Annotated in this window: 16 protein-coding genes and 1 pseudogene; 9 read left to right on the plus strand and 8 right to left on the minus strand. The window is 72.1% G+C overall.

Going from position 1 to position 22902, the window contains the following annotated elements; genetic code table 11:
- From ACVCAH_RS13145 to ACVCAH_RS13165, 5 genes are all read left to right on the plus strand, one after another.
- The gene (locus ACVCAH_RS13145; protein ID WP_447136398.1) at positions 1-474 is read left to right on the plus strand and encodes a (2Fe-2S)-binding protein; all 474 of its coding nucleotides are present in this window, start codon (positions 1-3) and stop codon (positions 472-474) included.
- The gene (locus tag ACVCAH_RS13150; protein ID WP_447136370.1) at positions 461-1456 is read left to right on the plus strand and encodes an FAD binding domain-containing protein; all 996 of its coding nucleotides are present in this window, start codon (positions 461-463) and stop codon (positions 1454-1456) included. The genes ACVCAH_RS13145 and ACVCAH_RS13150 overlap by 14 nt, the downstream gene beginning before the upstream one ends.
- Entirely contained in the window at positions 1453-2751 is a 1299-nt protein-coding gene (locus tag ACVCAH_RS13155) for a xanthine dehydrogenase family protein molybdopterin-binding subunit (RefSeq protein WP_447136371.1), read from the plus strand. Before ACVCAH_RS13150 ends, ACVCAH_RS13155 begins: the two co-directional genes overlap by 4 nt.
- On the plus strand, positions 2691-3689 hold the full coding sequence (locus ACVCAH_RS13160; protein WP_447136399.1) for a xanthine dehydrogenase family protein molybdopterin-binding subunit: 999 nt from the start codon (positions 2691-2693) through the stop codon (positions 3687-3689). Before ACVCAH_RS13155 ends, ACVCAH_RS13160 begins: the two co-directional genes overlap by 61 nt.
- Before the next feature lie 279 nt (positions 3690-3968).
- Positions 3969-5069 (plus strand): lytic polysaccharide monooxygenase auxiliary activity family 9 protein, encoded by a 1101-nt coding sequence (locus ACVCAH_RS13165; protein ID WP_447136372.1) that lies wholly within the window; start codon positions 3969-3971, stop codon positions 5067-5069.
- Between the two features lie 136 nt (positions 5070-5205).
- Here the strand turns inward: ACVCAH_RS13165 and asnB are convergent, their stop codons facing one another.
- The gene (gene asnB, locus ACVCAH_RS13170; protein WP_447136373.1) at positions 5206-7167 is read right to left on the minus strand and encodes an asparagine synthase (glutamine-hydrolyzing); all 1962 of its coding nucleotides are present in this window, start codon (positions 7165-7167) and stop codon (positions 5206-5208) included.
- Between the two features lie 284 nt (positions 7168-7451).
- Here asnB and ACVCAH_RS13175 point away from each other — a divergent pair, with 284 nt between their 5' ends.
- Both ACVCAH_RS13175 and ACVCAH_RS13180 read left to right on the plus strand, forming a co-directional pair.
- A complete protein-coding gene (locus ACVCAH_RS13175) occupies positions 7452-8933 on the plus strand; it encodes an aminopeptidase P family protein (protein ID WP_447136374.1) in 1482 nt (493 codons plus the stop codon).
- Between the two features lie 481 nt (positions 8934-9414).
- Positions 9415-11700 carry a hypothetical protein gene (locus ACVCAH_RS13180; RefSeq protein WP_447136375.1) on the plus strand — a complete coding sequence of 762 codons (2286 nt, stop codon included), beginning with the start codon at positions 9415-9417 and terminating at the stop codon, positions 11698-11700.
- Between the two features lie 79 nt (positions 11701-11779).
- Here the strand turns inward: ACVCAH_RS13180 and pulA are convergent, their stop codons facing one another.
- From pulA to ACVCAH_RS13195, 3 genes are all read right to left on the minus strand, one after another.
- Positions 11780-17275, minus strand: coding sequence for a pullulanase-type alpha-1,6-glucosidase (pulA, locus tag ACVCAH_RS13185; protein ID WP_447136376.1), 5496 nt, complete (start codon positions 17273-17275; stop codon positions 11780-11782).
- Between the two features lie 150 nt (positions 17276-17425).
- The gene (locus ACVCAH_RS13190) at positions 17426-18109 is read right to left on the minus strand and encodes a cellulose binding domain-containing protein (protein ID WP_447136377.1); all 684 of its coding nucleotides are present in this window, start codon (positions 18107-18109) and stop codon (positions 17426-17428) included.
- A gap of 87 nt (positions 18110-18196) precedes the next feature.
- A complete protein-coding gene (locus ACVCAH_RS13195; protein ID WP_447136378.1) occupies positions 18197-18874 on the minus strand; it encodes a cellulose binding domain-containing protein in 678 nt (225 codons plus the stop codon).
- Between the two features lie 181 nt (positions 18875-19055).
- Here ACVCAH_RS13195 and ACVCAH_RS13200 point away from each other — a divergent pair, with 181 nt between their 5' ends.
- Positions 19056-19601 (plus strand): GNAT family N-acetyltransferase, encoded by a 546-nt coding sequence (locus tag ACVCAH_RS13200; protein ID WP_447136379.1) that lies wholly within the window; start codon positions 19056-19058, stop codon positions 19599-19601.
- Between the two features lie 13 nt (positions 19602-19614).
- Here the strand turns inward: ACVCAH_RS13200 and ACVCAH_RS13205 are convergent, their stop codons facing one another.
- Together ACVCAH_RS13205 and ACVCAH_RS13210 are read right to left on the minus strand one after the other, a co-directional pair.
- Positions 19615-20004, minus strand: a complete 390-nt coding sequence (locus ACVCAH_RS13205) for a hypothetical protein (RefSeq protein ID WP_447136380.1) — start codon at positions 20002-20004, stop codon at positions 19615-19617.
- 37 nt (positions 20005-20041) lie between these two features.
- Positions 20042-20704, minus strand: coding sequence for a hypothetical protein (locus tag ACVCAH_RS13210; RefSeq protein ID WP_447136381.1), 663 nt, complete (start codon positions 20702-20704; stop codon positions 20042-20044).
- Positions 20705-20791: 87 nt separating this feature from the next.
- Here ACVCAH_RS13210 and ACVCAH_RS13215 point away from each other — a divergent pair, with 87 nt between their 5' ends.
- Positions 20792-20980, plus strand: coding sequence for a hypothetical protein (locus ACVCAH_RS13215; RefSeq protein ID WP_447136401.1), 189 nt, complete (start codon positions 20792-20794; stop codon positions 20978-20980).
- A gap of 21 nt (positions 20981-21001) precedes the next feature.
- On the opposite strand, the gene ACVCAH_RS13220 is transcribed toward ACVCAH_RS13215, so the two are convergent.
- Entirely contained in the window at positions 21002-22675 is a 1674-nt protein-coding gene (locus ACVCAH_RS13220) for a right-handed parallel beta-helix repeat-containing protein (protein WP_447136382.1), read from the minus strand.
- Between the two features lie 137 nt (positions 22676-22812).
- Positions 22813-22902: pseudogene (locus ACVCAH_RS13225) on the minus strand (C39 family peptidase); the annotation flags it as partial.

The following is a 22902-nucleotide window of genomic DNA, read 5'->3' on the forward strand; positions in this document are numbered from 1 at the left end:
GTGCGCGTGCGGGTGAACGGGGAGACCTGGACGATGTCCGTTGAGCCGCGGGTCAGCCTGCTCGACGCCCTCCGGGACCGGCTGGACCTGACCGGGACGAAGAAGGGCTGCAACCAGGGTGCCTGCGGCGCCTGCACGGTCTGGGTGGACCGGCGGCGGGTGCTGGCCTGCCTGACGCTCGCGATCAGCTGCGAGCACCGCGAGGTGACCACGATCGAGGGTCTCTCCCACGGCGACCCGCTGCACCCGATGCAGCAGGCCTTCCTGGACTGCGACGCCTTCCAGTGCGGCTACTGCACGCCGGGTCAGATCATGTCGGCGGTGGCGCTGCTGGCCGAAGGCCACGCCGGCGACGACACCGAGATCGGCGAGTACATGAGCGGCAACATCTGCCGCTGCGCGGCGTACCCGCACATCCGCGCGGCGATCCGGCGAGTCCGGGACGAGCATGGGGGCAGCGGTGCGTCCCATTAGCTACTCCCGGGTCGCCGACGTCGGCACCGCGATCGGCACCGTCGCCGCTGACCCGGAGAGCGCCTTCCTGGCCGGCGGCACCACCCAGGTCGACCTGCTGCGCATCTACGTCGAGCAGCCCCGCCGCCTGGTCGACATCAACGACCTGCCGTTGAACCGGGTCGAGGAGTTGCCCGGCGGGGGGCTGCGGCTCGGCGGGCTGGCCCGGATGAGCGACGTGGCCGAGGAGCCGGCGGTGCGCGAGCGCTACCCGATGGTGTCCGAGTCACTGCTGCTCGGCGCCTCTCCCCAGCTGCGCCACATGGCCACCGTCGCCGGCAACCTCATGCAGCGGGTGCGGTGCACCTACTTCCGCGACACCGAGGCGGCCTGCAACAAGCGTGCCCCCGGCACCGGGTGCGGCGCGCTGGACGGGGTCAACCGGGGGCACGCGGTGCTCGGCACCAGTGACTGCTGCATCGCCACCCACCCGTCCGACCTCGCGGTGGCGCTGGTCGCGCTGGACGCGGTGGTGCGGACCGAGGGACCAGCCGGGCCGCGCAGCATCCCGATCGACGACTTCTTCCTGCTCCCCGACCGGACGCCCGAGCGGGAGCACCCGCTGGCCCACGGCGAGCTGGTGACCGGCATCGACCTGCCGCCGCTGCCCGTCGCCGCCCGCTCCCGGTACACCAAGATCCGGGACCGCGAGTCGTACGAGTTCGCGCTCGTCGCGGTCGCCGCGGCCATGTCGGTGGTCGGCGGCCGGATCGCGGAGATCCGGTTGGCCCTCGGCGGGGTGGCCACCAAACCGTGGCGGGCGCGGGCGGCCGAGCGGGTGCTCGACGGGGCGCCGGCGACCGCCGAGTCGTACGCCCGCGCGGCCGAGGCCGAGCTCGCGTCGGCGGTACCGCACGGGATGAACGCCTTCAAGATCGAGCTGGCCCGGCGGACCATCGTCCGCGCGCTAACGGAGCTGGCGGAGCGGGAGGGACCGGCATGAGCCCGGCGATCGGCGCCACCCTGAACCGCGTGGACGGCCGCTACAAGGTACGCGGCGAGTCGCGGTACTCGGCCGAGGTCCCGGTGCCCAACCTGGCCCACGCGGTGCTGGTGAACGCGAAGATCGCCAGCGGCCGGATCACCGCGATCGACACCAGCGAGGCGGAGCGGGCCGAGGGCGTGCTGGCCGTGCTCACCCACCGCAACCTGGGCCGGGTCGCCAACGTGCCGCGACTGCTGCCGTCGCTGGCCGGGCTCGCCGCGCCCGGGCAGACCTTCTTCCCGATGCAGGACGAGACCGTCCACTACGGCGGGCAGCCGATCGCGGTCGTGGTCGCCGATACCATCGAGCGCGCCGACCACGCCGGCACCCTGATCCGGGTCGAGTACGCCCCGACGCCCGCCACCACCCTGCTCGACCAGGGCCGCGACCGGGCGTACGTGCCGGAGCGGATCTTCGGCGGTCTACTGCCCGGACAGGCGTCCCGGGGCGACGTGGCGAAGGCGCTGGCCGAGGCGGAGGTGTGCGTCGATGCCACCTACCGGTTCGCGCCCAACCACCACAACCCGATCGAGCCCTCGGCCAGCACGGCGGTCTGGGAGGACGTCGACCGGCTGACCGTCTACGACTCGACCCAGGGGCCGAACGCCGTCCAGTTCACCCTCGCCGAGCTGCTCGGCCTCCCTCCGATCTCGATCCGGGTGGTCAGCCACGCCGTGGGCGGCAGCTTCGGCTCCAAGGCGATGGTCTGGCACCACCCGGCGCTGGCCGCGCTGGCCGCCCGGCAGGTGGGCCGGCCGGTGCGGCTGGTGCTCACCCGGGAGCAGATGTTCACCTCCTGCGGGCACCGCGAGGAGCAGGAGCAGCGGATCACGCTCGGCGCCCGCGCCGACGGGCGGATCACCGCCCTGCGGCACCACAAGATCTCCCTCACCTCACCGTTCGACGACTGGGCCGAGCCGTCGTTGCAGAGCCCGTCGGTGGCGTACACCAGCCCGAACTACGAGGGCATCTACCACCTGGTCCGGGGCAACACCGTCACCCCGACCTTCATGCGCGCCCGGGCGAGGCGACCGGAATGGTCGCGCTGGAGTGCGCGATGGACGAGCTGGCCGAGCGGATCGGCGTCGACCCGCTGGAGTTGCGGCTGCGCAACTACTCGGAGACCGATCCGGAGAGCGGCAAGCCCTGGTCCAGCAGCGGGCTCAAGGAGTGCTACGAGCGGGCGGCCGAGCTGTTCGGCTGGCGCGACCGCGGCCCCCGGCCCGGCTCCCGCCGGGAGGGGCAGTGGCTGATCGGCACCGGCATGGCCAGCGCGCTCTACCCGGTGACCCAGCCGGTGAACCCGCAGCGGGCCCGGGCCCGCCTCTACAACGACGGCACGGCGGTGGTCGAGGCCGGTGTTTCGGAGTTCGGCACCGGGGTCTTCACCGCGATGACGCAGGTCGCCGCGGACGCGCTGGGCATCCCGGTGGAGCGGGTCCGGTTCGTGGGCGGCAGCAGCGACCTGCCGAACATCACCGCCGCGGTGGGCTCGGCCGGCACCAGCGCGGTCGGTTGCGCCGTACACGTGGCGGCGACCCAGCTGCGCGACCAGCTGATCCGGCGCGCGGTGGCCGACGACCACTCGCCGCTGCGCGGCGCCGACCCGGCCCGGGTGGAGGTGCACGACGGCAAGATGGTGCTCTGCGACCGTCCCGACGTCGGTGAAACGTACGCCGACCTGCTGCACCGCACCCTGACCCCGGACGTGGAGGTGCTCGGCAGCTGGGACCCGCCGCCGCAGGACGCCGAGTACGGGGTGCACACCTTCGGCGCGCAGATGGCCGAGGTGGCGGTGGACGCCGACCTCGGCGTGGTCCGGGTACGCCGGATGGTCGGGGTGTTCGCGCCCGGCCGGGTGCTCAACCGCAAGACGGCGCACAGCCAGCTGATGGGCGGGATGCTCTGGGGGCTGGGCCAGGCGCTGCTGGAGGTCACCCGGATGGATCCGGGGCTGGGGCGCTGGGCCAACGCCAGCCTCGCCGACTACCTGGTGCCGGTCAACGCGGACGCGCCGGACGTCGTGGTGGACACCGTCGAGGTGCGCGACGACGCGGTGAACCCGCTCGGGATGAAGGGGGTGGGCGAGATCGGCGTGGTGGGCGCGGGCGCCGCCATCGCCAACGCCGTCCACCACGCCACCGGCCGCCGCCAGTACGAGCTGCCGATCACGCTGGAGAAGCTGCTCTGACTGTCGATTGACACATCGAGAGACGGCTATTGCGTTGCGGTCCCCCGCGTGGTGGGATGACGCATGCCGGGCGGTGCGGGGGCTGCCGCGCCGCCGGCTGCCGGGTTCCTTCGCGAGGGCGTCGGCCCGCCGGGCGGGCCGTTGACGGCGCGCGTCCCGCCGGCCGGGGCACGTTGCCGCGATCGTCGTATCCGCTCGTCGCTGTGGGGCGGCCACCGCCACCCGCGCGTTTCCCGGCGGGGCGGCTCGGGCGGCACGCCCCGCGAGTCAGGAGAACCCGTGTCCCACCGTTCCCGTACGGCCGCGTTGCTCACCGCGGCCGCGACCCTCCTCGTGGGGGCCGTCGCGCTGGTCAGCGGCCCCGATCCGGCCGCCGCGCACGGCGCCGCGATGACCCCGGGCAGCCGGACGTTCCTGTGCTGGAAGGACGGACTCACCGCCACCGGCGAGATCCGGCCGAACAACCCCGCCTGCTCCGCCGCGGTCGCGCAGAGCGGCGCCAACTCGCTCTACAACTGGTTCAGCGTGCTCCGCTCGGACGCGGGCGGCCGGACCGTCGGCTTCATCCCGGACGGACAGCTGTGCAGCGGCGGCAACACCGGTTTCCGCGGCTACGACCTGGCCCGCACCGACTGGCCGCTGACCCACCTGACCGCCGGGGCGCGGATGGAGTTCCGTTACAGCAACTGGGCCCACCACCCGGGCACGTTCTACTTCTACGTGACCAAGGACAGCTGGAGCCCGACCCGGCCGCTGGCCTGGAGCGACCTGGAGGAGCAGCCGTTCCTGACGGTGACCAACCCGCCGCAGCGCGGCGCGGTCGGCACCAACGACGGGCACTACTACTTCAGCGGCAACCTGCCGACCGGCAAGAGCGGGCGGCACATCATCTACTCCCGCTGGGTCCGCTCGGACAGCCAGGAGAACTTCTTCGGCTGCTCGGACGTCACCTTCGACGGCGGCAACGGTGAGGTGACCGGCGTCGGACCGGGTGGCACCCCGCCCCCGAACCCGACCACGCCGCCGCCGAACCCGACCACTCCCCCGCCGAACCCGACCACCCCGCCGCCGCACAGCGGCGACTGCATGGCGGTCTACAAGGTGGTCAACTCCTGGCAGGGCGGGTTCCAGGGCGAAGTGATGATCATGAACCACACCACGTCGACCTGGTCCGGGTGGACGGCGAACTGGACCTGGCCCAGCGGCCAGTCGATCAGTCAGGTCTGGAACGCGTCGCAGACCACGTCCGGGGCGTCGGTGACGGCGAGCAACCTCTCCTGGAACGGCACGATCGCCCCGGAGGGCACCACGACCTTCGGCTTCCTCGCCACCACCACCGGCACCAACACCCTCCCCACCGTCACCTGCACCGGCCGCTGACCCACCCACCCGGCCGCCCGGCCCCGCTGAAACGATCATGAGGTTTGCGTCATCCGGGAGCGATCCCGGTGACGCAAACCTCATGATCAACGCGAGGCCGGCGTGGGCGCCGGCGCGGGGGCGGGGACGGTCGGGGTCAGCGGACCATGGAGCCGACGACGGGCTTGGTGAGCAGGGCGGACTGGTTGCGCTGGATGCCCGGGTCGAGGGTCTTGGCGACGAAGATGGCGTGCCAGACGCAGAAGATCAGCACCGTCCACACCTTGCGGGAGTGGTCGGCCTCCTCCCGCTTGTGCTCCTCGAGCAGCCGCAGCGCGTACGACAGGTCGAGCAGGTCGCCGGCGCCGGAGGTGGCCAGCACGTGCCGGGCCCACTCGTACATCTCGCCGCGCAGCCAGACCCGGGTGGGGGTCGGGAAGCCGAGCTTGCGGCGGTTGACGATGGCCGGCGGCACCACGCCCTGCAACGCCTGGCGCATGGCGTACTTGGTGGCGTCGGAGCGGGGCGGCAGCTTGAGGTCCACCGGGATCTTCGCCGCCACGTCGAAGACCTCGCGGTCCAGGAAGGGCACCCGGACCTCTAGCGAGTGGGCCATCGAGATCCGGTCGGCCTTGACCAGGATGTCGCCGCGCAGCCAGGTGTAGAGGTCGACGTACTGCATCTTGGTGACGTCGTCCAGCTCGGTGCACTCGGCGTAGATCGGCGCGGTGACGTCGGTGTAGCGCACCGAGGGGTCGTAGCGGCGCAGCAGGTGCTGCTTCTCCTCCTCGGTGAACATCCGGGCGTTGCCGTAGTAGCGCTGCTCGATCGGGGTGGTGCCGCGCTCCAGGAAGCTCTTGCCCTTGACCCCCTGCGGAATGGCCTTGGAGACCGCCCGCAGCCCCTTCTGCACGCCGCCGGGCAGGCCGTTGACGCCGCTCAGCGAGAGTGGCTCGCGGTAGATCGTGTAGCCGCCGAAGAACTCGTCGGCGCCCTCGCCGGAGAGCACCACCGTGACGTGCTCGGCGGCCTTCTTCGCCACGAAGTAGAGCGGCACCAGCGCCGGGTCGGCCACCGGGTCGTCCAGGTGCCAGACGATCTTCGGCAGCGCCTCCATCATGTCCTGCGGCCCGATCTTGGTCGGGATGGTGGTCACGTCGAGGTGGCGGGCCGAGTCCTGGGCCACGTCGATCTCGGAGTAGCCGGGCACGTCGTAGCCGACGGTGAAGGTGAGGATGTTCGGGTTGAACTCGCGGGCCAGCGCGACCACCGCGGTGGAGTCGATGCCACTGGACAGGAACGAGCCGACCGGCACGTCCGAGCGCATGTGCATCCGGACGCTCTCCCGCAGCGTCTCCCGGATCTCGTGGTAGAGCTTCTGCTCGTCGTCGACCGGGGCGGGCCGGAACACCGGCCGGTACCACCGGCGCACCTCGATCCGCCCGCCCGGGGTCCAGGTGAGGTACTCCCCGGAGCCGATCCGGTTGATCCCCTTGTGCAGGGTGCCGGGCTCCGGCACGTACTGCAGGGTCAGGTAGTGGCTGAGGTTGGCCGTGTCGATGCCCGCGTCGCCCTGGTAGTTCGAGTGCGCGAACGGCAGCAGCGCCTTCTTCTCGGAGGCGAGGTAGAGCCCGTCCGCGGTCTCCAGGTAGTGCAGCGGCTTGATGCCGAAGTAGTCGCGGGCGCCGAACGCGCGCCGCTCCTGCCGGTCCCAGATGACGAAGGCGAACATGCCGCGCAGCCGGGTGAGCACCTGCTCACCCCAGTGGTGGTAACCGGCGACGATCACCTCGCCGTCGCCGTTGGTGGCGAACTGGGCGCCGTAGTCGCGGATCAGCTCCTCGCGCAGCTCGATGTAGTTGTAGATCTCGCCGTTGAAGGTGAGCAGGTAGCGCCCGCCGGCGTAGGGCAACGGCTCGTGGCTGAGCGCCACGTCGATGATCGCCAGCCGCTTGTGGGCGAACACCCCGTCCGCGTAGCGACCGGAGGCGTCGCCGACCACCTCGACACCGGTCTCGTCCGGCCCGCGGTGGTGCAGGCATTCCAACGCTCCGGCGATGTTGTCGCGGTGGGCCGCGGCGTCGCCGCGCGCGCTGAAGAAGGCCAGGAGTCCGCACATGGGGGTCATCTTTTCACGCGACCGGAGCGGACGTCGCGGCACCGCAGGCTCTCTCCCCGCTCCGGCCCGCGGCGGCCTCCGGCACCAACGCTCCGGCGGTTCGCGCGGCGACTATCGGTAACGGGCCCGGCCCGGTCGCGGCCCGTACCACCGCCGGCCCGCGGCAGCTCCGGCCGCCGCGTCGGACGAGGTCGCACCCGCCCGGCCGCGGCGGGCGACCGCCGGGTCCGTCCGACCGACGGCCGCGCGGTACCGTCGGGACCAGCAACGAGGAGGGAGCGAGCATGACCGAGGAACGCACCGGCGGCAAGCCGGCGGACGGCACCGAATCGCACGACCCGGACTTCCCGGAGGCGTTCCTGTCGTTCATGCGGCAGGGCTGGCGGGACACCGCGCTGCCGGTCGGCCCGCGGCCGGAGGTGCCGAACTACGCCAAGCGCCGGGCCGCGCTCTCCGCGGCCTTCCCGGGCGAGACGCTGGTGATCCCCACCGGCGGCGAGAAGGTACGCGCCAACGACACGGACCACCCGTTCCGGCCGGGCAGCGACTTCGCCTACCTGACCGGCGACCACGACCCGGACAGCGTGCTCGTGCTGCGGCCGAACGGCTCGGGGCACGACGCGACGCTGTACATGCGGCCCCGGTCCTCCCGGGCCACCGACGAGTTCTTCCGCAGCCGGCACGGCGAGCTGTGGGTCGGGCGCCGGCACACCCTCGGCGAGAAGTCGACCGAGCTGGGCCTGCCGACCGCCGACCTGACCGAGCTCGAGGCCGCGCTGGCCGACCTCGCGCCGGGGCGTACCCGGGTGCTGCGCGGTTTCGACGCCCGGGTGGACGCGGCCGTGCACCCGTACGACGGTCAGCGCGCCGAGGGCCAGCCGGCCCGGGACCGGGAGCTGGCGATCGCCATCTCGGAGCTGAAGCTGGTCAAGGACGAGTGGGAGATCGCCCAGCTCCAGGACGCCATCGACGCCACCGTCCGGGGCTTCGAGGACGTGGCCCGGGTGCTGCCGGCGGACCGGGCCGTCTCCGAGCGGCTGCTGGAGGGGGTCTTCGCGCTGCGTGCCCGGCACGACGGCAACGAGGTCGGCTACAACTCGATCGTCGGCGCCGGCGAGCACGCCACGATCCTGCACTGGGTGCACAACAACGGCGCCACCCGTCCGGGTGAGCTGCTGCTGATGGACATGGGCGTGGAGAACCGGAACCTCTACACCGCCGACGTGACCCGGGTGCTGCCGGTCAACGGCCGGTTCACCGCGCTGCAGCGGCAGGTCTACGACATCGTGCACGCCTCGCAGCAGGCCGGCATCGACGTCATCAAGCCGGGCGTGAAGTTCCGCGACGTGCACCTGACCTGCATGCGGGTGCTCGCCGAGGGCCTGGCCGACCTGGGCCTGCTGCCGGTGAGCGTGGACGAGGCGATGGACGAGAAGTCGACCGTCTACCGGCGCTGGACGCTGCACGGCTTCGGCCACATGCTCGGCATCGACGTGCACGACTGCTCCAACGCGCGCAAGGAGGTGTACCGGGACGGCACCCTGGGCGAGGGCTACGTGCTCACCGTCGAGCCGGGGCTCTACTTCCAGCCCGAGGACGACCTGGTCCCCGAGGAGCTGCGCGGCATCGGCGTGCGGATCGAGGACGACGTCCTGGTCACCGCCACCGGCGCGGTGAACCTCTCCGCCGGGCTGCCCCGGGCGGCCGACGAGGTGGAGACCTGGCTGGCCGAGCAGCGCGAGGCGGGCCCCCGCCTGCCGGGCTGACCCCGCACGTACGACCACGGCGGGCCCCACCGCCGGCGTCTGCGACGTATCTCGTCGCCAGGATGCCGATGGTGGGGCCCGTCGGCGTCGTGGCCTGATCTCGCCCTTCCCACCTGCCCGGACCGCGGTCGCTCCACCACCGGAGTAGGACCGAAGCGGGCTGTCGGGGTGCGCCTGCCATCGCCAGGGCGCTACGGGTTGAGCGTGCCCGATCATCACCGTTGACCCTCCGCGGCGTCGCCGCGAGCTTTCCGCCACCGGCCGCGTTCTCCGCACCGGTCATGCCGGGCGGGTCCTGGGTGTCCCCGCTCCTGCCCTCCGCGTCGGGCATACCTAATGCGGGGTTTCTTCAGATACGCCCGCATAGTGAGGAACACTCTCATACGGTGTTGTTCAGCAGCTACAACCGATTTGTAGCGAAGGCCGCCTCGCCACGGCGAAGCGACCTTGTCTGGGTACAAGGAGAGGGCAGAGAGCTCTGATGTCCAACTACCTTCGCAATAACACTGACGCGACCGGCGAGAAGACGTCACCGTTCCGCCGGCGCCGGCTCTGGCTCGTCACCGGCGTTGCTGGCCTCACGGGAGCGGTCAGCCTCGCGGGCGTCGCCTACGCCACCACCGGGGTAACCGGTGCGCACCGAGTGACCGACGTCAAGTGGTCGACCTCCCAGCTGGTCAGCGACGACGGCAAGGACAAGGCCAAGGACGAGGTCAAGGACGACAAGGACAAGGACGACAAGGACAAGGACGACAAGGACAAGGACGACAAGGGCAGGGACAAGGACGACCGCGATGACGTGCGGGAGGTGGAGTGCGACGACGACGACCTCGTCGAGGCCCTCGACCTGGCCAACCGTGACGACGGCGGCACCCTGAAGCTGGCCAAGGACTGCACCTACGAGCTCGACCAGCACGACAAGAAGTCCGAGGCGGGCCTGCCGACGATCAAGCAGGAAATCACCATCGAGGGCAACGGCGCGACGATCAAGCGGGAAGCCGAGGAGGGCTTCCGGATCTTCCGCGTCGCCAACGGCGGCGACCTGACCCTCAAGGACGTCGAGGTCCGTAACGGCGCCGCCGGCGAGGACCGCAAGGACGACAAGAACGACAAGGACGACAAGCACGACGACAAGGACGACAAGCACGACGGCAAGGACAAGCACGACGGCAAGGACAAGCACGACGACAAGGACGACAAGCACGACGGCAAGGACAAGCACAACGGCAAGGACAAGCACAACGGCAACCAGTCCGGGACCGGTGGCGGTGCTCCGGCCCCGGCGCCCGCCCCGGCGCAGCCGGCGGCCGCGAAGCCGACGGCTGCGCAGCAGGCGGAGGCCAAGCTGGCGGCTGCCCTGAAGGCTGCTGTCGAGAAGGCGGCCGCGCAGCGGGCGGCCGGCCAGGCGTCGTCCGGCAACGGCAAGGACGGCAAGGACGGCAAGGACTGGAACGGCAAGGACGGCGAGGACCGGGACCGCGAGGACCGGGACCGCAAGGACGACAAGGAGCACGAGGGCGACGGCGGTGGCCTGCTGGTCGAACGCGGCGGCGAGGCCCACCTGGTGAACGCCAAGTTCTTCCTCAACAGCGCCGAGAACAACGGCGGTGCCATCGCCAACTTCGGCCGGGTCAAGGCCGAGGGCAGCACCTTCGACAACAACCACGCCGGAAAGGACGGCGGCGCCATCTTCAACGCCGGCGTCCTCGACGTCACGGGCTCCCACGACGGCAAGGGCCCCGAGTCCCGCATCACCAACAACACTGCGGGCAAGAACGGCGGCGGCGTCGCCAACGGCAAGGACGACAAGGACAAGGACAAGGACAAGGACAAGGACAAGGACAAGAACGGCAAGGACAACCTCAGCAGCGGCGGCCGCCACGACGACCGCGACGACCGCGACGACCGCGACGACAACAAGGCCGGCACCGTCACGATCGAGAAGACCCTGATCGAGGGCAACACCGCCAAGAAGAACGGCGGCGGCCTGTTCAGCAACGACGGCTTCGTCGAGGTCAGCTGGACCTTCGTCAAGAACAACACCGCCGGCGAGAACGGCGGCGGCATCGCCGCCGTCGACACCGTCCTGAAGGTCAAGGACAGCAAGATCGAGAAGAACAAGGCCCACAAGGACGGCGGCGGCATCTACAACGTCAGCAGCGACGAGAAGGACAAGGACGAGAAGAACCACTGGTCCAAGGGCCGGGACAAGGACAAGGACGACGACAAGGACGAGGAGAAGCGCGCCACGGCCACCGTCACCGACACCGAGATCCTTGAGAACAGCGCGGGCCGCTTCGGCGGTGGCATCTTCAACGGCAAGCCCTTCGAGGACAAGCACAACGGCGGCAACATGTACGGCCCGGCCGCCTGGCAGGGCTCCTGGTCCAACCACAAGGACCACGACGACCGCGACGACCGCAAGGACGACGCGGCCACCCTGGTCCTGCGCGACACCAAGATCAAGGAGAACTTCGCCCGCAAGAACGGCGGCGGCATCTACAACAACGAAGGCAAGGTGACCCTGACCAACACCAAGGTCACCAAGAACAAGGCCGACAACGGCAACGACAAGAACGACGACAAGAACAACGACCGGGACAACGACCGGCACAACGGCCGGGACAACGACCGGGACAAGGACCACAAGGGGATCGCCGGCGGCATCTTCAACAACGATGGCAAGGTCAAGCTCGACGACGACTCCACCATCACCGACAACGACCCCACCAACTGCGCCAACACCGTCGAGGACTGCTTCGACTGAGTAACGCGACAGGCCGAACAGCGACGGAAAAGGTCGGCCCCCTGCCACCGGAGGTGGCAGGGGGCCGACCCCGTGCGAACTAGCGCTGCACGAACACCGCGACGCTCCGCGCCGGAACGGTGAACGTGCCGGTCGACGCGTCGAACGAGGCGGTCCGCAGCACCGGGTCGGCCGAGGTGCGCAGCACCGGGTGCAGCGTCACGTCCGCCCCGCGCAGCCCGGTCGGCCGCTGCGTCGCCGCCTCCGCGGTGGCGTTGAAGACCACGATGACGGACATCCACCGCGGGTCCAGGCCGCGACCGTCCAGCGTCATGGTCAGCACGCCGGGGGTCTCCGCGGCGCCGGAGAGCGGGAAGGCGACCCGCTGCTGCACCTGCTCGGCGGTGGTCAGCCCGAACACCGGCGACGAGGACCGGATCCGCAGCAGCTCGGCGTACCGGGCGGCGGTGGTGTCGATCGCCGCGCAGTCCGGCACCAGCGCCGGATCGGCCAGCAGCGGCCGGGCGTACGACCACTTGTCCTGGTTGTCCTGCGCGGGCGGCAGGCCAACGCCGAACCCGTTGCCCTGGGTGCAGTCCCACCGGATCTGGTTGAACCAGTCCCCCGAGTTGTACGAGTTGCGGTCCAGCGACTTCGAACGCAGCCGCTCCGTGCCGGTGGTGACGAAGCCGGTGCCCTGCCCCATCACCACCGTGCTCAGCGCGAGCACCTGCATCCGGGACCGGTCCGCCGCCGAGGTGTCCTGCGGCAGCTTGTACGCCAACGCGTCGTACAGGATCTCGTTGTCGTGCGCGTCGACGTAGGTCACCGCCTCCCCCGGCGCGGCGGTGTAGCCGGCGGGCGAGCCGTTGTAGTCGACCTGGGCGCCGTTGACCCGGTCGCCGGCCGAGTTGGTGAACCGGTAGCCGGCGAGGTTGCCGGTCAGCCCCACCTTGATCAGGTCGTGCTGGTGCAGCAGCCGGGCCCGCTGGTCGGCGGCGGAACCGTTCACCGGATCGCCGTTCGGGTCGGTGAACAGGCCCGAGGCGAAGCCCTGCGCCCGGGGGTTGGCGTCGAACGGCCCGCCGCCGCGTACCGCGTCGCGAAGCCGGTCGTTGAAGGTGCCGATCCCGGTGCCGGCCATGTTCGCCTGGGTGGCCTGCACGAAGCGGGCGTCGTTCGCCACCTCGCCGAAGTTCCAGCCCTCGCCGTAGAGCAGGATCGACTTCCCGTCCACGCCGTCCCGAGCCGGGGTCAGCTCGTCCAGCGCCTTCCGCACGGCCACGATGTTCGCCTTCGGGTGGTGGCCCATCAGGTCGAACCGGAACCCGTCCACCTTGTACGCCCTGGCCCAGGTGACCACCGAGTCCACCACCAGCTTGCCCATCATCGCGTGCTCCGGGGCGGTGTTGGCGCAGCAGGTCGAGGTGGCCACCGTCCCGTCCTCCAGCAACCGGTGGTAGTAGCCGGGCACCACCTGGTCGAGCACCGACTTCGGGTCGGTGCCGGCGGCCGAGGTGTGGTTGTAGACGACATCCATCACCACCCGCAGCCCGGCGCCGTTCACCCCGGCGACCATCTGCCGGAACTCGGTGGTCCGCTTCGCCCCGGCCGGGTCGACCGCGTAGCCGCCCTCCGGGACCGTGTAGTGCAGCGGGTCGTACCCCCAGTTGTAGCCGTCGGTGTCGGCGACGGCCGCGACGCACTTCTGCTGCTCGTCCGAGTCCGGCGGCAGCGCGGCCAGGTCGCACGCGGGCTGCCGCTGGTCGGCCCGCCGTTCGGGGATGGTGGCGAAGTCGAACGCGGGCAGCAGGTGCAGGTGGGTCACCCCGGCCGTACCGAGCGCGGTGAGGTGCTTCATGCCGGCCGTCGCCGGGTCGGTGAACGCCAGGTAGGTGCCCCGCCGCTCCGCCGGCACGGTGGTGTCGGCGATCGAGAAGTCGCGCACCGACAGTTCGGAGATCTGCACCCGGGTCGGCGGCACCGCCGCCGGCTTGCGCAGCCGCGCCCAGCCCGCCGGGGCCAGCGCCGGGTCGGCCAGGTCGACGATCTGGCTGTGCGTGGAGTTCGGCGCGAGGGCCAGCGAGTACGGGTCGGTCACCGCGGCGGTGACCACCTGCTGGGCCGCCGGCTGCCACGCCTCGACCTGGTAGCGGTAGTACTTCCCGGTCCAGGCGCGCGCGCCGCGTACCGACCAGACGCCGGTGCGGTCGTTGCGGCTCATCGCCACCGTCCTCGGCTGTCCGGTGGGCGAGTCGAAGAGCTGGAGCGAGACCGTGCGGGCGGTGGGCGCCCAGACCGCCAGCGTCGGGACCCCGCCGGTGAAGGTCGGGCCGAGGCGGGCGTCGGTGGCTCGGGCGTAGACGTCGTCGAGCACCCCGGGAATCTGCACGCCGGTGGCGGCGAGCAGCTCGCCCTCGGCGTCCCGCTCGGTCACCAGCAGCTGGCCGCGCAGGGCCGCCGGCACCTTGGCCAGGTCCCGCCGGTCCAGCGTGAAGCTCTGGTACGCCCAGAGGTGCGGGAAGGCCGCGCGCTGGGCCTCGGTGAGCCCGTTGCGCTGCGCCCGCAGCGGCAGCGAGGTGTACGTCCCGGCGAGCTCGCCGTCGACCACGGTCACCCCGCCGGCCGGCGCGGTCACCAGGGCGTACGTCCGGCCGTCGGTGGGACCGGTGCGCCAGGCGACGGTGGACCGGTCGATCCAGTGCGCCTGCTGCTTGGTGATGTCGGTGTCCCGCCCGCTGCCGGTCGCGGTCGACGGCAGCAGCCGGCCCCGGGTGCCGGCGAGCAGCCAGACCTCCCGGCCGGCGCTGGCGAAGTCGAGCCGCTGGTCCTCGGGCAGGTCCTTCTCGTCTCCGGAGTGGATGATGTAGCTCAGCCCGGTGGCGCCGGCGGCCAGCGGCACCCGGAAGACCGCGCCGAAGGAGTCCACGCTGGTCGGCGGCATCGGGGTGGCCCAGTCGGTCGGGTTGGCCGCACCATCCCACAGGTGCAGGCCCCAGCCGTCGTAGTTGCCGTCGGCCCGGCGGTAGTGGATGACCGCGGTGCCCTCGGAGACCGGCGGGTCCGGCTCGCCGGTGGCCGCCTGCCGGGTCGGGTAGATCGTCGGGTCGCCCTGCTTGACCCAGATCTCGCCGGTCTGCGTCACGTCGACGGTGCGGTCCTGCCCGACGTCCTTGTTCCCGTCCTTGTCGACCACCAGGAAGCCGACCGACTTCGCGCCGGGCTTGAGCTTCACCCAGGCGAACCGGCCGTAGGAGTCCGCGCCGGCGAACGGCTGCCCCTTCGGCCACTCGGTGGCGTACGCCGGGTCGATGTCGCCCCAGGCGTAGAGGCCCCAGTCGGCGTAGTCACCCGCGGGGCGCTGGTAGTGCACCACCACCCAGTCCCGCGCGGCCGCCTGCCCGGGGGTGCCCACGGTGGCGGTGGAGCGGGCGGTCGCGGTCCGCCCCTTGCCGTCCCGCACCACCGCCTTGTACTCGATCGTCGTGCCGCCGGCCAGGCCGGTCAGGTCGTGGTGCACCGTGTACGGAGCCCGGTCGGCGCTGCCGAGCAGGGTCCACTTCCCGCCGGCCACGCGGGCGGCGACGGTGACGGTGGCCAGCGGGTCGCCGGTGACCTGGGCGGTGACGGCGGCCTTCGTGGCGACCGGCTGGTCGGGGGCCGGGGCGGTGATGGTGACCGCCGGCGTGCCGTCGGGCAGCGCGATCGGCGTGCCGGCGCGGTGCACCACGGCCGACAGCGGCGGCACGGTCAGGGTGAGCCTGCCGTCGGCGGCGGCGACCGGGGCGGCCGACCCGCCGTAGACGCCGGTGAAGGTGGCGCCGGCCGACCAGGTCTCCACGGTGACAGTCTGCGCGGTGGCGGCGTTGTTCACCGCGACGACGTACTCGGTGCGCTGCTTCGGGTCGATCCGGGAGAAGGCGAAGACGCCGGGGCCGTCGGCGGCGTACCGGGTGACCTGGACGCCGTCGCGCAGCGCCGGGTGGGCCTGGCGCAGCCGGCCCAGCTCCGCGATGGAGCGGTAGAGCGGGTGCGTAGGGTCGAACTGGTCGACCGCGTGGGTGCGGTCGGTGCCGAGCAGGTCGTCGTCGAGGTAGTCGGGGGTGCGCGAGGCGAACATGTCCTGCCGGGCGTCCTTGTCGCCGCCCGTGCCGGTGAAGCCCTGCTCGTCGCCGGAGTAGACCACCGGCTGGCCGCGGGTCAGGAACATCAGCTCGTGGGCGAGCTGGTCGCGGCGCAGGTGGCTGGCCGGGTCGGTGCCACCGCCCGCGATGAACGCGCCGATCCGGCCCATGTCGTGGTTGCCGAGGAAGGTGGGCAGCCGGCGGGCGTCGGTGTCCCGGGAGTTGTAGAGGTCGTCGCGGGCGTACACGTCGGCCAGCGCCCTGGCCGAGCCGTCGCCGGCGGTGTAGCCGCGGGCGGCCTCCTGGAAGGCGAAGTCGAGGGTGGCCGGCAGCCCGCCCCGCCGCACGTAGCTGGAGGTGAACTCCGGGTCGGCGCTGTAGACCTCGCCGAACATGAAGAAGTCCGGCTTGCCGGCGCGGGCGGCGGCCCGCTCGACGCCCTGGCTGAACTGCGGCCAGAACTCCAGGTTGGCGTGCTTGACGGTGTCCAGCCGGAAGCCGTCGACCCCGGTCTGCAGCACCCAGTCCGAGTAGACCTCGGTGAGGCCGCGCACCACCTCGGGACGCTCGGTCCACAGGTCGTCCAGGCCGAAGAAGTCGCCGTACTCGCTGTTCTCCCCGGCGAAGGTGGAGTCGCCCCGGTTGTGGTACATGGTGGGGTCGTTCAGCCACGCCGGCACCTTGACCTTGGCGTCGGCCGGCCTGGCGAAGGTCGGGGGGTACGGGAACGACTTGGCGTTCACCGCCGGGAAGTCGCGGCTGCCGTCGGCGTAGTTGCGATCCTCGAAGGCACGCCCCTGCGCGTCCCGGTACGGCGCGCTGGCCTTGTCCACGTAGGTGGCGGACTCGCCGTACCGGATGACGTCCGCGGTGTGGTTGACGATGACATCCAGGTAGATCTTGATGCCGCGCTGGTGGGCGAGCTTGACCAGCCGCTTCAGGTCCTCGTTGGTACCGAAGTGCGGGTCGACCTGGGTGAAGTCGGTGATCCAGTAACCGTGGTAGCCGGCGGAGACGTCGGCTCCCCTGACCTGCACCGGCCGGTTCTTGAAGACCGGGGCGAGCCAGATGGCCGTCGTCCCCAACCCCTGGATGTAGTCGAGCCGGTCCATCACGCCCTTGAGGTCGCCGCCGTGATAGAAGCCCTTGTCGGCCGGGTCGAGGCCGGTGCTCAGCCGGTCGCCGCCCAGTCCACCCCGGTCGTTGCGCCGGTCGCCGTTGGCGAACCGGTCCGGCAGGACGAAGTAGAACTGCTCGGCTCGGGCGTCGTCGGCGCCCGCCTCGAGCAGCGCCGCGGCGGAGGGTTCGGCGGTCCACTGGACCGCGCCGGCGACCGCGAGCGGGTCGGTGCCCGCCCGGCCGGTGGCGGTGCCCTCGAACTGGCGCACGGCGACCGGAATCGCGACGAGGGTGAGGGCGAGCAGGCAGACGAGGGCGAGCAGGGCCTTGCGCGGTATCGGCGGGGGTTTCATCGACGGCCTTCCTCTGGTCGCTGATTCGCCCGCACGCTAGCCCTTGCCGAAACATTCTGCAATACCTTGCAAACAGCGTCGCAACAAAGCAGTACGCTTGCAAAAGGACGGCCCGGCGCTGTCCCGCGCCGGGCCGTGACGTTCCTAGTGCTACAGACCGGTGCAGGCGACGCCCTCGACGGTGCAGCTCGCCGGGCGGCTGTCCGCGTCCTCGACGTAGAACCGCAGGGCGACCGAGGCGCCGCCGGCCAGATCCTCGCCGCTGCGGTAGGTGAAGCCGTCCTCGAACCGATCCGCCGTCCCCTGTGGCGCGCCCTCCAGCCACGCGCTGACCAGCCGCCCGCCGGGGAAGACCAACCGGGCCCGCCAGTCCCGTCTGGTCGAGGAGGTGTTGCGGATCAGCACCTCGCCGACGAACCCGCCGTGGAACGACTCCACCACCCGGTACCGGCCGCTCACCGGCGACGACCCGGGCGGCGGCGCGGCCAGCGGGGCGCCGTCACCGCTGGACGTGGGCGAGGGCGAGCGGCTGCCGCGGCTCGGCGTGGGCCGGTCCGGAGTGGACGGGCTGGACGTGCGGGCGACCGGCGTACGCGACGCGCGCGGGGTGGGCGTGGCGGAACCGGTCGGGGGCAGCGGCAACTCGGGCAGGGCGACCGTGGGTGGCGGGCCGGGCTGCGCGTCGAACCCCGGGCTGCGCCCCCGGTACGCCCCGAGCGCGACGACCAGCAGGACCACCATCACGGCCACGCCGATCGACACCACGATCCAGGGCGAGGACGCGAGGGCGGTCCTGCCGTAGGACTTGCTCGGGGATCGGCGCGTGCCGGACATGTCTCTCCTCCAGCGGTCGTCCGCAGCGTAGCGGTCGGCGGCACGGTGGTGGCGTCGGCCCGGCGCCGCGCTGCCCGGTACCGCCGCTCAGCCGATGACGCAGGCGGCGCCGTTCACCGTGCAGGTGCCGGGGCGGTCGCCGGTGCCGTGCCGGGTGAACCGCAGGCCGATCGTCCGGGTCTGCCCCGCACCGAGCGGACTGGTGCCGCGCAGCACGTACCCGCCGCCGCCGGTGGCGGTCACCGAGATCCCGGAGCCGCCAGAGGAGACCGCGATGCTCTTCACGTTGCCGCCGAACAGCAGTTCTACCCGCCAGTCGCGGGCCCCGTCGGTGCCGTTGCGGATCACCAGCCGCGCCGTGAAGGAGTCGCGGTCGCTCTCGGTCACCCGGTAGCTGGCGGTCAGTTCGCCGTCGTCATCGGCGCTCGGGCGGCCGGCGTTGGTGTCCGGCGAGCCGTCGACGGCGGGCACCGGCGGTCGCGAGGTCGCCGGGGCCGAGGGCGAAACAGCCGTCCGGGTCGGAGTCGGTGCCAGCGGGGACGCCGCCGGCTCCCCGGGTAGCACGGGCAGGGAAGGCATGGACAGCGGCTGCGCCGGGGGTGTCGCCGCCGCCGGACGGCGTTCGGGACCGCGGAACGCCAGCAGCGCGACGACGAGCATCGCGGCCAGCAGGGCGACACCAAGCAGGACGATGACCCAGGGCGCCGACGCCAGCACCCGGGATGCGGTACGCGGGCCAGGGTCCCCGGCGGGCCGCACCGACATCCGTCCCCCTTTTGTCAGAGCCTCCTCGCGGAGATCCCCGGCCCACCGCACGTCGAGCCGAAGCGCCAGCCTAGCCACCGGTTCGGTCGGCCGGAACGGGGCCGACCGCGATCCGACCGACCGGCCGGTACGCCCCCGAAAACGGTTGGCCGGCCGGCGGCGGTTCGGGTGTGATCGGCACATGCCCGCCTTGACGCCGCCGACCGAACGGGTACATGCCAGCTTCCTGGCCGCGATGGCCGAGTTCCGGGCCGAGGGCCGGGGCGAACGCCAGGACCACACCATGGTCGGCGCCGAGATCCGCCGGTACGCCGCGACCTGGCACCGACCGGCGGCGTTCGCCCGCTTCGCGGCCGACCTGCAGGCGCAGGCGCTGCCGGACACGCCCCGGCCGGAGGGCTGGGCGCCGGACACCACACTGTGGTGGGTCGACGGCGACGAGTACCTCGGCCGGATCTCCGTCCGGCACCGGCTCACCCCGCTGCTGCGGGAGGCCGGCGGCCACATCGGCTACGACGTACGGCCCACCGCCCGCCGCCGCGGGCACGCCACCGCGATGCTGCGGGCGGCGCTGCCGGTCGCGCACCGGCTCGGCATCGACCCGGCCCTGGTCACCTGCGACGTCGACAACGTCGGCTCGCGCCGGGTGATCGAGCGCAACGGCGGGGTGCTCGCCGACGAACGGGCCGGCAAACTGCGGTTTTGGGTGCCCACCGGCCGGCCCTGACCGCCGCCGCCGGTCAGCCGGCTCGTACCACCGTGCAGATGACCGGGCCCTGGTCGGTGGTGCGCAGCAGGTAGCGGTACCGCTCCCCGGGCACCGCCCGCCCCTGGCTGTCCAGGAACTCCCACTCGACGGCCACTATGGTCAGCAGGGCGGAGACCGGCTGCACGTCCTCGATGGCGGCGTGCGCGGCGACCAGTTCGTGCTCCTGGTAATCCGGCGCGGCGCCCACGAAGGACAGTGCGACCGCCGCCGGCGAGGTGAACGAGAAGCTGTACGTGTCGGCCACCACCAGCCCGGGCAGGGCGTAGCAGCCGGCGATGGCGGGCACGTCGCCGGCGGTCAGCGCCACGCCGTACCGGTCGAAGAAGTCGGTCAGCGTGTCCAGGTCGGTGGAGGCTCTCACGGCGCTGACAATTGCCGGTCAGCCGGCCCGCCAAACCTCAGCGCGCCGGGACGCGTACCTCGATCTCGGCTCCGAGCTGGGCACCGCCGGCCAGGCCGAGATCGTCGCCGCTCCAGAACCGGCCCGGGTCGTACCAGTTCGGCCGCCGTCCGGCCGGGAGCAGCCCCATCGCCTCGTAGGTGACCGCGACGACCTCCGCGCAGTACGCCGACTCCAGCGCGCGGTCGCGCACCGGCGTGCCGGAACCGGCCCGGCGCCCCGGCGCGGGCAGCCGGACCGCTGGGACCCGTCCGCGCAGCCAGCGCCAGGCGAGCTGGGCGGTGGAGGGGAAGGGCGTGCCGTCGAGGCGGGCGACGGTGCGCAGCACCGCGTCCTCCATCCCGGCGTCCGCGGGCGGGTCGAGCTGGCGCAGCCAGGCCCGCTGGCCGTACCGGTTCGCCCAGACGCAGACCGCGTCCTGCAGGTCGTGCAGTTGCACGCCGCGCTGGTGGGTGCCCGACCAGAGGTCCGGCAGCGACCGGCCGAGCTCGGCGTGCCACATCAGCGGCGGCATGTCGTCCAGCACCACGGCCATGCCGACGTGGTTGACCGGACTGTTGGTGGTGAACTGGATGGCCCGGTCCGGCACGCTGCGACCGCGGAACACCCACAGGTCACCGGTGCGGGTCAGCTCGACCGCCTCGTCCAGGCTGATGGTCATGCCCGCGCCCGCTCCACGGCCGCCGGCGACACGCCGCCGGGGGTCGGACCACTGATTCGCACCCTCATGGACGTCTACCCTAGGCCGATGCGGCGACGGATGCGGTGGTGGAAGGTGCTCGGGCTCGCGGGTCTCGCCGGTGTCGCAGCGTCCGGCGTGGTGATCGCCCGCGCGGAACGGCGGCGGCGCGCGTACACCCCGGAGGAGATCCGGGCCCGGTTGCGTGACCGGCACACGCAGGCCACCGCGGCGAAACCGGCCGACGACGCGGCCTGAGCGGCCCGCCGGGCGGCGCGGTCAGGGGACGTCGTGGTGGTTGCGGTCCCAGGCACCGCCGACCAGCGGCGTGTCCAGCCGCACCGGGCCCTCGGCGTTGCCCGCGAAGTCGTTGTCCTCGATCCGACAGGCCACGCACCTGCCCCGCTCGGTGACCCACACCCCGTAGGTCTGGGTCTGCTGGTCCCGCCGGTCCCAGATCCGGTTGCCGCGCACGATGGCCGAGTCGACGGCAGCGTTGACGGTGATCCCGGCGCGCGTCGGCAGGGCGTCGGGCAGGTCGTACCGGGTGCCGGGGGTGGGGGTGTCCTCGTTCCAGGCGGTCGCGCCGTCCGGGCGGATCTCGGCCAGGGTCAGTTCGGTGTCGGTGTTGCCGGCCACCACCGCGGTACGGGACCCGACCCGCAGCACCTTGCCCCGGTGCCCGTCGGGGGTCCAGTCGGCGGTCCGGTCCGTCATGGACCTGCTGCCGTACCGCACCGACTCGCCGCCGCCGCTCGCCGCCGGCGCGCATCGCCGCCCGTTGTTGCGGATCCGGTTGCCGACCAGCACCGGGTCGGTCATCGGCCGGTCGATCCGGATCCCGTCGCCGCCGTTCTCCCAGATCTCGTTGCTCTCGATCACGACGTCCAGCGCCGGGCCCTGGAAGCCGTCGCCGAGCACGTGTTCGCGGTAGCCGTGCCCGCCGTTGCGGCTGATCCGGTTTCCCCGCACCGTGTACGGGCCGGGGGTGTTGCCCATGTTCACCCCGTCGCCGATGTTGCCGTCGATGACGCAGTGGGTGAGCATGCCACCGCGACCGGCGATCCCCGCGGTGCCGTTGGCCGACACGTCGAAACCGGCCTCCAGGTTGCCGGTCATGGTGCAGGCCGAGACGATCAGGCCGTCCGCGCCCCAGTCGGAGATGCCGAACCGGTTCGCCTCGCTGTGGCAGCCGATGATGCGGTAGCCGCGCGGCGGGGTCCAGTAGTCCTTCTGCAGCTCCAGGAAGATGCCGTTGGTGCCGTTGCCGAGGGCGGTGCAGTTGGCGATGGTGAGCCGCTCCACCGCACCCCAGCCGCCGATGCCCACGCCGATGCCGGCGCCACCCATCTCCTCGCCGTTGTCCAGCCGGCCGCAACCGACCACCACCACCCCGTCGATCAGGCTGTCCTGGAGGAAGTCGCAGCCGAGACCGGTCGCCCCGGTGTGGTGGATGTAGAGGTTGCGGAAGACGCCGCGCACCACGTACTGCAGGCCGAGCCCCTTGGCCAGGTAGTCGTACTGCACCATGGCCACGCCGGAGCCGTCGATCTCGAAGTCGGCGAAGGTGCAGTCGGCGATGTGCCGGTCCCGGTCCGCGCCGTGCTGCACGGTGGTCCAGAACGCCAGCGGCGTCGGGTCCGACCGGTTCCCCTCGTTGCTCAGCACGAACCGGGTCGCCCCCGGTCCGGCGCCGATCAGCGACACCCCGCTGCGCCAGACCGTGCCCGCGTCCCGGATCGAGTAGATCCCCGGCGGGCAGTGGATGACCCGGGCCCGCCCGTCGGCCGCGTAGCCCTCGCCGAGGCGGTCCACCAGCGCGGCCAGCGCCGGCTGGTCGTTGGTCACGCCGTCGCCGGTGAGCCCGTACTCCCTGGCGTCGCAGTACAGCGGCGCGCCGGCCACAGGCGTACGCCGCACCGGGGCGACCGTACCCACGCTGCGCTGCCCCACCGGACCACTCCCCTCGGCGTTCGGTCGGTTCCCTCCCGCCGGCCGGGTTCCCGCTCCCGGTGCCCGAAAACGCGCGGCGGAGACGGCGAAGGGCCGGCCCCCGGGGGCCGGCCCTTCGTGGTTGTTCTGGTTGTGGGTCAGGCGGTGTAGCCGCGGGTGGCGATCCAGTCGGCCAGGTTGTCCACGCTCATCCGGTAGGAGGCGGTGTCCGGGTTGGCCGAGTCGGC

The sequence above is a fragment of the Micromonospora sp. LZ34 genome (assembly GCF_052981855.1).